Origin of the sequence: Mycolicibacterium sediminis, from assembly GCF_010731735.1 — a bacterium.
GTDB lineage: Bacteria > Actinomycetota > Actinomycetes > Mycobacteriales > Mycobacteriaceae > Mycobacterium > Mycobacterium sediminis.
In genome coordinates this window covers 4,738,320-4,751,399 of record NZ_AP022588.1, presented here as the reverse complement: position 1 = coordinate 4,751,399, position 13,080 = coordinate 4,738,320, and the positions used below count along the sequence as shown (strand labels likewise).

General features: G+C 70.0%; 12 protein-coding genes. 11 read left to right on the top strand and 1 reads right to left on the bottom strand.

Annotation, left to right across the window (positions count from 1 at the left end):
• Nucleotides 1-44 precede the first annotated feature (44 nt).
• The 10 genes from G6N64_RS22755 (at nucleotide 45) to G6N64_RS22710 (ending at nucleotide 8,247) form a co-directional block, all read left to right on the top strand.
• Nucleotides 45-356: a hypothetical protein gene (locus G6N64_RS22755; RefSeq protein WP_163800021.1), complete on the top strand. Its 312-nt coding sequence runs from the start codon at nucleotides 45-47 to the stop codon at nucleotides 354-356.
• 46 nt (nucleotides 357-402) lie between these two features.
• The gene (locus G6N64_RS22750; RefSeq protein WP_163802042.1) at nucleotides 403-1,233 is read left to right on the top strand and encodes an undecaprenyl-diphosphate phosphatase; all 831 of its coding nucleotides are present in this window, start codon (nucleotides 403-405) and stop codon (nucleotides 1,231-1,233) included.
• 28 nt (nucleotides 1,234-1,261) lie between these two features.
• Nucleotides 1,262-1,951, top strand: coding sequence for a histidine phosphatase family protein (locus tag G6N64_RS22745; protein ID WP_163800019.1), 690 nt, complete (start codon nucleotides 1,262-1,264; stop codon nucleotides 1,949-1,951).
• Nucleotides 1,952-2,042: 91 nt separating this feature from the next.
• Entirely contained in the window at nucleotides 2,043-2,636 is a 594-nt protein-coding gene (locus G6N64_RS22740; RefSeq protein WP_163800016.1) for an Rv2134c family protein, read from the top strand.
• The gene (locus G6N64_RS22735) at nucleotides 2,620-3,450 is read left to right on the top strand and encodes an Rv2133c family protein (protein ID WP_163800014.1); all 831 of its coding nucleotides are present in this window, start codon (nucleotides 2,620-2,622) and stop codon (nucleotides 3,448-3,450) included. Before G6N64_RS22740 ends, G6N64_RS22735 begins: the two co-directional genes overlap by 17 nt.
• Nucleotides 3,451-3,510: 60 nt before the next feature.
• Nucleotides 3,511-4,182, top strand: a complete 672-nt coding sequence (locus tag G6N64_RS22730) for a GNAT family N-acetyltransferase (protein WP_163800012.1) — start codon at nucleotides 3,511-3,513, stop codon at nucleotides 4,180-4,182.
• Nucleotides 4,183-4,226: 44 nt separating this feature from the next.
• Nucleotides 4,227-4,946 (top strand): 3'(2'),5'-bisphosphate nucleotidase CysQ, encoded by a 720-nt coding sequence (locus tag G6N64_RS22725; RefSeq protein ID WP_163802041.1) that lies wholly within the window; start codon nucleotides 4,227-4,229, stop codon nucleotides 4,944-4,946.
• A 131-nt stretch (nucleotides 4,947-5,077) separates the two neighbouring features.
• The gene (gene mshC, locus G6N64_RS22720; protein ID WP_163800010.1) at nucleotides 5,078-6,316 is read left to right on the top strand and encodes a cysteine--1-D-myo-inosityl 2-amino-2-deoxy-alpha-D-glucopyranoside ligase; all 1,239 of its coding nucleotides are present in this window, start codon (nucleotides 5,078-5,080) and stop codon (nucleotides 6,314-6,316) included.
• A 13-nt stretch (nucleotides 6,317-6,329) separates the two neighbouring features.
• A complete protein-coding gene (locus tag G6N64_RS22715) occupies nucleotides 6,330-7,208 on the top strand; it encodes an SDR family oxidoreductase (RefSeq protein ID WP_163800008.1) in 879 nt (292 codons plus the stop codon).
• Nucleotides 7,209-7,275: 67 nt separating this feature from the next.
• Entirely contained in the window at nucleotides 7,276-8,247 is a 972-nt protein-coding gene (locus tag G6N64_RS22710) for an acyl-ACP desaturase (RefSeq protein WP_163800006.1), read from the top strand.
• Here G6N64_RS22710 and G6N64_RS22705 read toward each other — a convergent pair whose 3' ends face one another.
• A complete protein-coding gene (locus G6N64_RS22705; RefSeq protein ID WP_163802040.1) occupies nucleotides 8,248-9,099 on the bottom strand; it encodes a PAC2 family protein in 852 nt (283 codons plus the stop codon).
• A 202-nt stretch (nucleotides 9,100-9,301) separates the two neighbouring features.
• Between G6N64_RS22705 and metH the strand changes: the two genes are divergently transcribed.
• On the top strand, nucleotides 9,302-13,078 hold the full coding sequence (gene metH, locus G6N64_RS22700; RefSeq protein ID WP_163800004.1) for a methionine synthase: 3,777 nt from the start codon (nucleotides 9,302-9,304) through the stop codon (nucleotides 13,076-13,078).
• Nucleotides 13,079-13,080 lie beyond the last annotated feature (2 nt).

Below are 13,080 nucleotides of genomic sequence, written 5' to 3'. Positions count from 1 at the left end.
AGAACCGGCCTCCCGGGCGGACACCCCGACTGTAGGGTGCGCTCATGACGCTCGCGGCGGACAGGGACGTGACCCGCGACGACTTCACGATCGAGGACATGAGCACCGGCATGCACGCCAGCGGCTTCGGCGCCGTCGGTGACGGGCGTACCTTCTCCTTCGTGGTGGAGCGTCAGACCCTGGTCGTCGAGGTCTACCGCCCGCGGCTGACGGGCCCCGTGCCGCAGGCCGAGGACGTCATGGCGCGGTCGAGCCGCAGCCTGGCGCACGTCGACGTGACCGACGAACGCAGCCTTCGGGCCGCGGTGCGCGACGCCGTCGCCGACGCCCAGCCGGTACCTCGCACAGCTCGCTGACAGGACGCTCGCGGTACGGTCTTCTCCCGTGACCGACGTCGAGGCCATGTCGTGGCTGCAGGTGGTCGTCCTGGCGGTTCTGCAGGGCCTCACCGAGTTCCTCCCCGTGTCGTCGTCGGGTCACCTCGCGATCGCGTCGCAACTGTTCTTCGACGACGACGCCGGCGCCTCCTTCACCGCGGTCACGCAGCTCGGCACCGAGGTGGCCGTGCTCGTCTACTTCGCGCGCGACATCGGCCGCATCTTGACTGCCTGGTTCGGCGGCCTGCGCGACTCGGCCCGGCGCACCTCCGACTACTGGCTCGGCTGGTGGGTCATCATCGGCACCCTGCCGATCTGCGTCCTCGGACTGCTGTTCAAGGACCAGATCCGCGGCGGCGTCCGCAACCTTTGGGTCGTCGCGATCGCGCTCATCGTCTTCTCGGCCGTCATCGCCGCCGCGGAGTTCTACGGAAGGCAGAACCGCACGGTGGAGCAGTTGACGTGGAAGGACAGCGTGATCGTCGGCCTCGCACAGTGTCTCGCGCTGGTGCCCGGGGTGTCGCGCTCCGGCGCCACCATCAGCGCAGGACTGTTCCTCGGGCAGAACCGCGAGGTGGCGGCGAGGTTCGGCTTCCTGCTGGCCATCCCCGCCGTGCTGGCGTCCGGTCTCTTCTCGCTGCCGGACGCGTTCGCGCCGGTGACCGAGGGGATGAGCGCCACCGGCGCCCAGCTGATCGTGTCGATCGTGATCGCGTTCGTCGTCGGCTACGCCGCGGTCGCCTGGTTCCTGCGGTTCCTGGTGCGCCACGGCATGTACTGGTTCGTCGGGTACCGCGTCGCACTCGGCGTCGTCGTCCTGATCCTGCTCGGCACCGGCGTGATGGCCGCGCAGTGACATCACCCACCCAAGCCAAGGCCCGCCCGTGACGGTCATTCTGCTGAGGCACGGCCGCTCCACGTCCAACACCGCCCACACGCTGGCCGGCCGCTCGGAGGGCGTCGACCTCGACGACAAGGGCGCCGAACAGGCCGACGCCGTCGTCGGCCGCATCGGGGACCTCCCCGTCCGCGCGATCGTGAGGTCACCGCTGCTCAGGTGCGCCCGCACCGTCGCGCCGCTGGCCGCAGCGCTCGACCTGGAACCCACCGTCGACGACCGGCTCGTCGAGGTCGACTACGGCACGTGGACCGGCCGCAAGATCAGCGAGCTGGTCAAGGAGCCGCTGTGGGCCACCGTGCAGCAGCAGCCCAGTGCCGCGGTGTTCCCCGAGGGGGAGGGCCTAGCCCACGTCCAGTCCCGCGCGGTGACGGCCGTGCGAGAACACGACCGGACGCTCGCCGAGACGCACGGCGGCGACGTGCTGTGGGTGGCGTGCACGCACGGCGACGTCATCAAGGCCGTCCTCGCCGACGCCCTCGGCGTCCACCTCGACGGGTTCCAGCGCATCACCGCCGACCCCGCGTCGATGAGCGTCATCCGCTACACGGCCATCCGGCCGTTCGTGCTGCACGTCAATCACACCGGCACCGGACTGACGTCGGCGCTGACCCCGAAGCCCGAGCAGACCGACGGGACGGCCACCGACGCGGTCGTCGGAGGCACCACCGACTGAGCCGAGAACCGGCCCACCCCCCCGGCTCGCAACTCGCCCACCCCCCGCCCGAAGTACGGCACCACCCCGATACCGCTATTTTGGAAGGGCCATGTCCCGCTCGATTCACGTCTTCCGCTCACCCGACCGCTTCGTGGCCGGGACCGTTGGTCAACCCGGGAATCGCACCTTCTACCTGCAAGCCGTGCACGACAGCCGCGTCGTGTCGGTGATGCTGGAGAAGCAGCAGGTCGCCGTGCTCGCCGAGCGCATCTCCGCGCTGCTGCTCGAGATCAACCGCCGGTTCGGCACCCCCATCCCGCCCGACACCGGTGAGGTCGAGGATCTCAGCCCACTGGTGATGCCGGTCGACGCCGAGTTCAGGGTCGGCACGATGGGCCTGGGCTGGGACTCCGAGGCCCAGACCGTCGTCGTGGAACTCCTCGCGGTCTCCGACACCGAGTTCGACGCCTCGGTGGTGCTCGACGACGCCGAGGACGGCCCGGACGCCGTGCGCGTGTTCCTCTCGCCGGAGTCGGCGCGCGAATTCGCCACCCGGTCCACCCGGGTGATCTCCGCCGGCCGCCCCCCGTGCCCGCTGTGCGACGAACCGCTCGACCCGGACGGCCACATCTGCGTCCGCACCAACGGCTACCGGCGCGGCGCGTTCGGGACCACCGAAGTCGACGATGAACCCGAGTTCTGACCCGAACGCCGAGGTCGTCCGCAGCGGCGACCTGACCGTCATCGGACGGATCCGCTCGGCCAGCAACGCCACCTTCCTATGCGAGGCGCACCTCGGCGACCTCGAGGCGCACTGCGTCTACAAGCCCGTCGCCGGTGAGGCGCCGCTGTGGGACTTCCCCGACGGCACCCTCGCCGGCCGCGAGTACGGCGCCTACCTCGTGTCGGAGGCGCTCGGCTGGAACGTGGTGCCGCTCACCGTCGTTCGAGAGGGTCCGGCCGGCCCCGGCATGGTCCAGCTATGGGTCGACCAGCCCGGCGACGCGCTGTCCGAGGACGACGAGGAGCCCGCCGACACCGGGCCCGACCTGGTCGACCTGGTGCCCACCGGGAAGGTGCCACCCGGGTACCTCCCCATCCTGCAGGCCTACGACTACCAGGGCGACGAGGTCACGCTGGTGCACGCCGACGACGACCGCTTACGGGCCATGGCGGTGTTCGACGTCCTGATCAACAACGCCGACCGCAAGGGCGGCCACATCCTCGCCGGCGTCGACGGCCGGGTGTACGGCGTCGACCACGGCGTCAGCCTGCACTCCGAGGACAAGCTGCGCACCGTGCTGTGGGGATGGGCGGGCAAACCCGTCGACGACGAGGCGCTCGCCCGGGTCGAGGCGCTGCGCGATCGGCTGTACGGCGACCTCGGCGAGGCACTCGCCCCACACGTCACCGACGTCGAGATCGACGCGCTGCACGCGAGAGCCGTTGCGCTGCTTCGCGACCCCGTGATGCCCGGCCCGGACCGGCACCGGCCCATCCCGTGGCCCGCCTTCTGAAGCGCGTCTAGACGGCCGAGCGTCGCCTGACCCGTCTCGTCGTGTTCTACGCTGACGCCCATGACGGATCATGACCGGGCCGCCGCCCGCCGCGAGATCACCGACGCCCTGCTGCAGGCGCTCGACCGCAGGCACGAGGTACTCGACGCGATCGTCGAGGCCGAGGACAAGGCCGGCGCGGTCGCAGCCATCGCCACGCTGCTCGGCACGTCGAAGATCGGCGGCGAGGCGGTGATGGCCATGCAATTCGACCTGCTGACCCGCGACTCCCGCCGGCGGATCGCCGCCGAACTCGAGGACCTGAACCGGCAGCTGTCGTTCCTGCTCGCCGACCGGCCCGCCAGCACCGGCGACGACCTGACGCTGCGCCCGTTCTCCGGGACCGACGACCGGGACCTCTTCGTCGCAAGGACCACCGACGTCGGCGCCAGCGGCGACGGCTCCGGCGGCCCCGCGGGGAACATCGACGACGAGATCGCCGCGGCCCTCGCACGCGTGTCCGCGGAGGAGGCGGTCTGGTTCGTCGCGGAGGAGGGGCCCGACAAGGTCGGCATGGTCTTCGGCGAACTCGTCGGCGGCGAGGTGAACGTGCGGGTGTGGGTGCACCCGGATCACCGGCACCGCGGGTTCGGCACCGCGGCGCTGCGGCGGTCACGGTCAGAGATGGCGGCGTACTTCCCGGCCGTCCCGATGGTGGTCCGCGCACCCGCCGCGACGCCACCGCCAGCGTGACCGACGCGGCGCTTGCCGCGCAGGTGGCCGAGGAGGCCGGCGAGATGCTGGTCGCCCTCCGCGAGGAGGTCGGCTTCCGCAACCCCTACGATCTCGGCGACCTCGGTGACCGACGGGCCAACACCCTGATCCTGAAGCGGTTGCTCGAGGAACGACCCGACGACGCGGTCCTGTCGGAGGAGGCCGCCGACGATCTCGTCCGGCTCAAGTCCGACCGGGTGTGGATCGTCGACCCGGTGGACGGCACCCGCGAGTTCTCCTCGGCCGGTCGCGTCGACTGGGCGGTGCACATCGCCCTCTGGCAGCGCGACGGCGATCCAGGGGGGTCGCGGCACGGCGGCATCACCGACGCCGTCGTCGGGCTCCCCGCCTCGGGTCTGGTGTACCGGACCGACACCGTGACCGGTCCGGCGCCCCGCGACCCCGGACCGATCCGGATCGCGACCAGCCGTCACCGCCCGCCAACGCTGCTCTGGTGGCTACGCGACGTGATGGACGTCGAACTGGTCGGCATCGGGTCCGCGGGCGCCAAGGCGATGGCGGTGGTGCGCGGCGACGTCGACGCCTACGTACACGCCGGAGGGCAGTGGGAGTGGGACTCGGCCGCCCCGGCCGGCGTGGTCCGTGCCGCCGGACTGCACGCCTCGCGCATCGACGGATCGCCGCTGCTCTACAACCGGCCCGACCCCTACCTGCCGGACCTGCTGATGTGCAGGCCGGAGGTCGCCGGACCGATCCTCGACGGCATCCGCTCGATCTACTGACCGGGCTCGGGAATGGATCGCCGTGATCCGGTGTCCCTCCCTGGTGAACACGAAGAGACGTCGAGTCGCTACCTCAGTCGACTGACCACCATCGGGAGGCCGTCCTGAACGCACACCCTAGAGTCGGAGCCATGCAATCGTGGCCCGCGCCGAACGTCCCGGCGCTGCCCGGACGTGGCCCGGAACTGCGCCTGTACGACAGCGCCGACCGCCAGGTCCGGCCCGTCGCGGCCGGCGAGACGGCCACCATGTACGTCTGCGGCATCACCCCGTACGACGCGACGCACCTCGGCCACGCCGCGACCTACCTGACGTTCGACCTGGTCAACCGGGTCTGGCTCGACTCGGGTCGCTCGGTGCAATACGTGCAGAACGTGACCGACGTCGACGACCCGCTGTTCGAGCGCGCCGACCGCGACGGCATCGACTGGCGCGACCTCGGGGCCCGGGAGACGCAGCTGTTCCGCGAGGACATGGCGGCGCTGGCGGTGCTGCCGCCGCGCGACTACGTCGCGGCCACCGACGCGATCGCCGAGGTGATCGAGCTGATCGAGAAGTTGCTCGCCTCGGGCGCGGCGTACGTCGTCGACGACGCCCAATACCCCGACGTGTACTTCCACGCCGACGCCACCGCCCAGTTCGGCTACGAGTCCGGCTACGACCGCGACACCATGCTCCGGCTGTTCGGCGAGCGGGGCGGCGACCCCGACCGCGCGGGCAAGGCCGACTCCCTCGACGCTCTGCTGTGGCGCGCCGAGCGTCCGGGCGAGCCCAGCTGGCCGTCGCCGTTCGGCGCGGGCCGACCGGGCTGGCACGTCGAATGCGCGGCGATAGCGCTGACGCGCCTGGGCGCGTCCGTCGACGTCCAGGGCGGCGGCAGCGACCTGGTCTTCCCGCATCACGAGTTCTCGGCCGCGCACGCCGAATCCGCCACGGGCGAGCGACGATTCGCGCGGCACTACGTGCACGCCGGGATGATCGGCCTGGACGGCCACAAGATGAGCAAGAGCCGCGGCAACCTGGTCCTGGTGTCCCGATTGCGTGCCGACGGCGTCGAGCCCGCCGCCATCCGGCTCGGCCTGCTCGCCGGGCACTACCGGGAGGACCGGTCGTGGACCGACGCGGTCCTCGCCGACGCTCAGGACCGGCTGCAGCGGTGGCGCCACGCCACCGGCCTGGCCGCAGGCCCGGACGCCGCCGACGTGGTCGCCCGGCTGCGCCAGTACCTCGCCGACGACCTCGACACCCCCAAAGCCATTGCAGCGATTGATGGCTGGGTCGCCGACGCGCTCGAATTCGGCGGTCACGACGAGTCCGCGCCGCGGACGGTGGCGACGGCCGTCGACGCACTCCTCGGGGTGGCCCTGTAGTACCTTTCGCGTCATGCCACGTGTGCGCGGAAAGGTCGTCCTCATCACCGGCGGCGGAGCCGGGGTCGGTGCCGAGGTAGCTCGTCGCCTGCACGCCAAGGGAGCACTGCTGGTGCTCACCGACGTCGACGAGGACGCACTGGACCGCAAGGCCGAGGAGTTCGACTCCGAACGGGTGCTCACCGTCGTCGCCGACGTCCGCGACCTCGAGTCCATGCAGGCGGCCGCCGAGGTCGCAGTCGAGCGATTCGGAGGCATCGACGTCGTCGTCGCGAACGCGGGCATCGCGAGCTACGGGTCGGTGCTGCAGGTGGACCCGGAGGCGGTCCGGCGGCTGCTGGAGATCAACGTGCTGGGCGTGTTCCACACGGTGCGGGCCACGCTGCCGTCAATCATCGACCGGCGGGGCTACGTCCTGGTCGTGTCGTCCCTGGCCGCCTTCGCCGCGGCTCCCGGGTTGGCGCCCTACAACGCCTCGAAGGCCGCCGTGGAGCAGTTCGCCAACGCCCTGCGCCTCGAGGTCGCCCACCGCGGCGTCGACGTCGGCGTGGCGCACATGTCCTGGATCGACACCGCGATGGTCCGAGACTCCAAGACCGATCTGCCGACGTTCGGCGAGATGCTGTCGCGGCTGCCCGGCCCGCTGTCCCGGACCACCTCGGTCGACCGCTGCGGCGAGGCGTTCGTCAAGGGCATCGAGCGCCGACGGACGCGGGTGTACTGCCCCGCCTGGGTGGGCGCGGTGCGGTGGTTCAAGCCCCTGCTGTCCACCCGCGTGGGCGAGATCCCGGTGCGGGCGATCGTGCCGGACATCCTGCCCCGCATGGACGCCGAGGTGGCCGCGCTCGGCCGCTCGACCAGCGCACACGCCAGGTCCTTCGAGGAGCGGTAGTCCCACCTCCCCGGTTTCGTCCACCGGTGGCGGTACCCTCACCTGACCCGTCACCGGAGGAGGCACGATGTCGCGACCGATGACAGATCTGGAATTGCTGCGCGAACTCGAACCCGTCGCCGAGGCCGGGATGAACCAGCATCTGGCGACCACCAGGGACTGGAATCCCCACGACTACGTGCCGTGGTCGCAGGGCACGGCGGTCGACCGGCCGTGGACGCCCGAGCAGTCCGCTTTCTCCGAGATCGCCCGGATCGCGATGATCACGAACCTGCTGACCGAGGACAACCTGCCGTCCTACCACCGCGCGATCGCCGAGCACTTCAGCCTCGACGACGCGTGGGGCGCGTGGGTCAACCGCTGGACCGTGGAGGAGAACCGGCACGGCATCGCCCTGCGCGACTACCTGGTGGTCACCCGCGCGGTCGATCCCGACGCCCTCGAACGGGGACGCCTGCAGCAGGTCACCGCCGGCTTCAGCCCCGGCCAGCAGGGTCAGGGTTCGGTCGCACCCGAGTCCATGCTCGACGCGCTCGTCTACGTGACGTTCCAGGAGCTGGCCACCCGCGTCTCGCACCGCAACACCGGACGGGCCTGCAACGAGTCCGTCGCCGACGTGCTGCTCAAGCGGGTCGCCGCCGACGAGAACCTGCACATGATCTTCTACCGCGGGCTGGCCGCCGCCGCGCTCGACCTGGCGCCCGACCGCGCCATGCACTCGATCTGCCGGATCCTGGTCAACTTCCAGATGCCGGGCTTCTCGATCCCCGACTTCCGCCGCAACGCCGTCAAGATCGCCGTCGGCGGCATCTACGACCTGCGCCAGCATCTCGACGAGGTGGTGCTGCCGGTGCTGCGGTACTGGCGCATCTTCGAGCGCGACGACTTCACCGGTGCCGGGGAGCGCAGCCGCGACGAGCTGGCCGAGTTCATCGCGCGCATGGAGGACGAGGCCGCCAAGTTCGAGCTGTCGAAGGCGCGCTACCTGGAGCGCGACGCCATGCGCGCCGAGCGGGCCGCGGTCAAGCTCGGCCGCTGACTACCCGCGGAAGCCCGGCCCGCGGCGACGCAGGTAGCGCTCGAACTCGGCGGCCAGCGCGTCGCCGTCGATCTTGTTGAGCGCCTCGCTCATGTCGACCTCGGCGTCCCCGCGCTCCTCGAGGGACTGCACGTACTCGGCGATCTCCTCGTCGTCGGCGGTCATCTCGGTGACGGCCTGCTCCCACTCCTCGGCGGCGGTCGGCAGGTCGGCTAGCGGGACCTCGACGTCGAGGACGTCCTCGACCCGACGGAGCAGCGCCACGGTCGCCTTGGGGTTGGGCGGTTGCGACACGTAGTGCGGGACGGCGGCCCAGAAGGTGACGGCCGGGATGCCCGCGGCGACGCACGCGTCCTGGAACACGCCGGCGATGCCGGTCGGCCCCTCGTAGCGGGTCTCCTCCAGGCCGAAGTACTTCGCCGAGTCGGGGGAGTAGGCGGCGCCCGACACCGGCACCGGCCGCGTGTGCGGGGTGTCGGCGAGCAGCGCCCCGAGGATCACGACGGTGTCGACGTTCAGCTTCTCGGCGATGCCGAGGAGTTCGGCGCAGAAGGTGCGCCAGCGCATGTTGGGCTCGACGCCGTGCATCAGCACGATGTCGCGGTCGCTGCCGGGCGGGCGGCAGTGCGAGATCCGCAGCGAGGGCCAGACCAGCTCGCGGGTGACACCGTCGATCTGCCGGATCACCGGGCGGTTCACCTGGTAGTCGTAGTACGCCTCGTCGTCGATCTCGACGATGGTCTCGGCCTCCCAGATGGCGTCGAGGTGCTCCAGGGCATCGCTCGCGGCATCCCCGGCGTCGTTCCATCCCTCGAAGGCCGCGACCACGATCGGCTCGTGCAATTCGGGCAGGTCTGTCACCACGCCAGCGTAAGCCCTGCACCCGACGCGGGAGTGGCACCGTCACCGCACGAGTCGGCCGTTCCTGACGCCGATCGAACCACGACGTAGACTTGTCGGGTCGAGAGGCGTTGCAACGGTTACTCGGGGGTTGAATCCCGCCCGATATCCGCCACGCTCGGCAGAGCCAAGGACGCCTTCCGCTACGGAAGGAATGTACGTGACCTCCTCTGAGCCGAAGATCGCTGACACGGCCACTTTCGAGCCGAACGTCCGCCCGGACTGCACTGACGAACTCACCGCAGCCCTGAACCAGCGGATCATGGTGATCGACGGCGCGATGGGCACGGCGATCCAGCGCGACCGGCCCGACGAGGCCGGCTACCGCGGCGACCGGTTCACCGAGTGGCCGACGGCCCTGCAGGGCAACAACGACCTGCTCACGCTGACGCAGCCGCAGATCATCGAGGGCATCCACCGCGAGTACCTCGAGGCGGGCGCGGACATCCTCGAGACCAACACGTTCAACGCCAACGCGATCTCGCTGTCGGACTACGACATGGCCGACCTCAGCTACGAGCTGAACTACGCGGGCGCCGCACTGGCCCGCAGGGCGGCCGACGAGTTCAGCACCCCCGACAAGCCCCGCTACGTCGCCGGTGCGCTGGGGCCCACGACGCGGACGGCGTCGATCTCGCCGGACGTCAACGACCCCGGCGCCCGCAACGTCACCTACGACCAGCTGGTCGCGGCGTACCTCGAGGCCCTCAACGGCCTGGTCGACGGTGGCGCCGACCTCCTCATCATCGAGACGATCTTCGACTCGCTGAACGCCAAGGCCGCGGTGTTCGCCGTCGAGACGCTGTTCGAGGAGCGCGACCGCCGCTGGCCGCTGATCATCTCGGGCACCATCACCGACGCGTCGGGCCGGACGCTGTCCGGTCAGGTCACCGAGGCCTTCTGGAACGCGATCAGGCACGCCAAGCCGCTCGCGGTGGGTCTCAACTGCGCGCTCGGCGCGCCGGAGATGCGGCCCTACATCGCCGAGGTGGCGCGGATCGCCGACACCTTCGTGTCCTGCTACCCGAATGCCGGTCTGCCCAACGCCTTCGGCGAGTACGACGAGGACCCGGAGCACCAGGCCGGCTACATCGCGGAATTCGCCGAGGCCGGTCTGGTCAACCTCGTCGGCGGCTGCTGCGGTACGACGCCCGAGCACATCGCCGAGATCGCCAGGGTCGTCGAGGGCAAGCCCCGCCGCGAGCTGCCCCAGATCCCGGTGGCCACCCGGCTGTCGGGCCTGGAGCCGCTCAACATCACCGACGACTCGCTGTTCGTGAACATCGGCGAGCGCACCAACATCACCGGCTCCGCCCGGTTCCGCAACCTGATCAAGGCCGAGGACTACGACACCGCCCTGTCGGTGGCCCTGCAGCAGGTCGAGGTCGGCGCCCAGATCATCGACGTCAACATGGACGAGGGCATGATCGACGGCGTCGCCGCCATGGACCGGTTCACCAAGCTGATCGCGGCCGAGCCCGACATCAGCCGTGTGCCGGTGATGATCGACTCCTCCAAGTGGGACGTCATCGAGGCGGGCCTCAAGAACGTGCAGGGCAAGCCGATCGTCAACTCGATCTCCATGAAGGAGGGCGAGGAGAAGTTCGTCCGCGAGGCGCGGCTGTGCCGCAAGTACGGCGCCGCGGTGGTCGTCATGGCGTTCGACGAGCAGGGCCAGGCCGACAACCTGGAGCGCCGCAAGGAGATCTGCGGCCGTGCCTACCGGATCCTGACCGAGGAGGTCGGCTTCCCGGCCGAGGACATCATCTTCGACCCGAACTGCTTCGCGCTCGCCACGGGCATCGAGGAGCACGCGACGTACGGCATCGACTTCATCGAGGCGTGCGCCTGGATCAAGGAGAACCTGCCAGGGGTGCACATCTCCGGCGGCATCTCGAACGTCTCGTTCTCGTTCCGCGGCAACAACCCCGTCCGCGAGGCGATCCACGCCGTGTTCCTCTATCACGCGATCCGGGCCGGTCTGGACATGGGCATCGTCAACGCGGGTGCGCTGGTGCCGTACGACTCGATCGACCCCGAGCTGCGGGACCGCATCGAGGACGTCGTGCTGAACCGCCGCGAGGACGCGGCCGAGCGCCTGCTGGAGATCGCCGAACGGTTCAACTCCTCGGAGAAGGCGGACGATCCGGTGGCCGCCGAGTGGCGCAGCCTGCCCGTCCGGGAGCGGATCACGCACGCCCTCGTCAAGGGCATCGACGCCAACGTCGACGACGACACCGAGGAGTTGCGGGCCGAGATCGAGGCCGCGGGTGGTCGCCCGATCGAGGTCATCGAGGGCCCGCTGATGGACGGCATGAACGTCGTCGGCGACCTCTTCGGCGCGGGCAAGATGTTCCTGCCCCAGGTCGTGAAGTCGGCCCGCGTCATGAAGAAGGCCGTGGCCTACCTGCTGCCGTTCATCGAGGCCGAAAAGGCGCAGCCGCTGCCTGGAGAGACGGTGAAGAAGGACACGAACGGCACGATCATCATGGCGACGGTCAAGGGCGACGTCCACGACATCGGCAAGAACATCGTCGGGGTCGTCCTGCAGTGCAACAACTACGAGGTGATCGACCTCGGCGTGATGGTGCCCGCCCAGAAGATCCTGGACGCGGCCAAGGAGCACGACGCCGACATCATCGGGCTGTCCGGCCTGATCACCCCGTCGCTGGACGAGATGGTCAACTTCGCCGTCGAGATGGAGCGCCAGGGTCTGGAGATCCCGCTGCTGATCGGTGGCGCGACTACGTCGCGCGCCCACACGGCGGTCAAGGTGGCGCCGCGCCGCAAGGGCCCGGTGGTCTGGGTCAAGGACGCGTCCCGCTCGGTGCCGGTCGCCGCCGCGCTGCTCGACGACAAGCAGCGCCCGGCACTGCTGGAGGCCACCGAGAAGGACTACGCCTCGCTGCGGGAACGGCATGCTCAGAAGAGCGAACGCAAGATGCTGACGCTGGAGAAGGCGCGGGCGAATCGGACGCCGATCGAGTGGGACGGCTACACCCCGCCGGTGCCCGCACAGGGTCTCGGCGTGCGGGAGTTCATGGACTACGACTTCGCCGAACTGCGCGAGTACATCGACTGGCAGCCGTTCTTCAACGCCTGGGAGATGAAGGGCCGGTTCCCCGACATCCTCAACAACCCGGTCTCCGGCGAGACGGCCCGCAAGCTGTACGAGGACGCCCAGGAGATGCTCGACACGATGATCAAGGAGAAGTGGCTGACCGCCAACGGCGTCATCGGCTTCTTCCCGGCGAACGCGGTGGGCGACGACGTCGAGGTCTATACCGACGAGAGCCGCACCGAGGTGCTGACCCGGCTGCACAACCTGCGCCAGCAGGGCGAGCACCGGGACGGCATCCCGAACCGTTCCCTCGGTGACTTCGTCGCGCCCAAGGACACCGGTCTGGCCGACTACGTCGGCGCCTTCGCGGTCACCACCGGGCTCGGCATCCACGACAAGATCAGTGAGTACAAGGCGGCGAACGACGACTACAGCGCGATCCTGCTGGAGTCGCTCGCCGACCGGCTGGCCGAGGCGTTCGCCGAGCGGATGCACCAGCGGGTCCGCAAGGAGTTCTGGGGTTTCCAGCCCGACGAGCAACTCGACAACGAGGACCTGATCGGCGAGAAGTACGTCGGCATCCGGCCCGCCCCCGGCTATCCGGCCTGCCCGGAGCACACCGAGAAGGCGACGCTCTGGGACCTGATGGACGTCAAGGAGCGCACCGGCATCGAACTCACCGAGTCGATGGCGATGTGGCCCGGCGCCGCCGTCAGCGGCTGGTACTTCAGCCACCCGCAGTCGCAGTACTTCGTCGTCGGCCGGATCAGCCAGGACCAGGTGGCCGACTACGCGAAGCGCAAGGGCTGGACGCTGAAGGAGGCCGAGCGCTGGCTCGCCCCCAACCTCGGCTACAACCCGGAGGACTGACC

Bases quoted from the DNA above. Each gene is read 5' to 3' on its own strand.
- G6N64_RS22755 (WP_163800021.1), top strand. From the start codon at position 45: ATGACGCTCGCGGCGGACAGGGACGTGACCCGCGACGACTTCACGATC.
- G6N64_RS22750 (WP_163802042.1), top strand. From the start codon at position 403: ATGTCGTGGCTGCAGGTGGTCGTCCTGGCGGTTCTGCAGGGCCTCACC.
- G6N64_RS22740 (WP_163800016.1), top strand. From the start codon at position 2,043: ATGTCCCGCTCGATTCACGTCTTCCGCTCACCCGACCGCTTCGTGGCC.
- G6N64_RS22735 (WP_163800014.1), top strand. From the start codon at position 2,620: ATGAACCCGAGTTCTGACCCGAACGCCGAGGTCGTCCGCAGCGGCGAC.
- G6N64_RS22730 (WP_163800012.1), top strand. From the start codon at position 3,511: ATGACGGATCATGACCGGGCCGCCGCCCGCCGCGAGATCACCGACGCC.
- G6N64_RS22725 (WP_163802041.1), top strand. From the start codon at position 4,227: ATGCTGGTCGCCCTCCGCGAGGAGGTCGGCTTCCGCAACCCCTACGAT.
- mshC (WP_163800010.1), top strand. From the start codon at position 5,078: ATGCAATCGTGGCCCGCGCCGAACGTCCCGGCGCTGCCCGGACGTGGC.
- G6N64_RS22715 (WP_163800008.1), top strand. From the start codon at position 6,330: ATGCCACGTGTGCGCGGAAAGGTCGTCCTCATCACCGGCGGCGGAGCC.
- G6N64_RS22710 (WP_163800006.1), top strand. From the start codon at position 7,276: ATGTCGCGACCGATGACAGATCTGGAATTGCTGCGCGAACTCGAACCC.
- metH (WP_163800004.1), top strand. From the start codon at position 9,302: ATGTACGTGACCTCCTCTGAGCCGAAGATCGCTGACACGGCCACTTTC.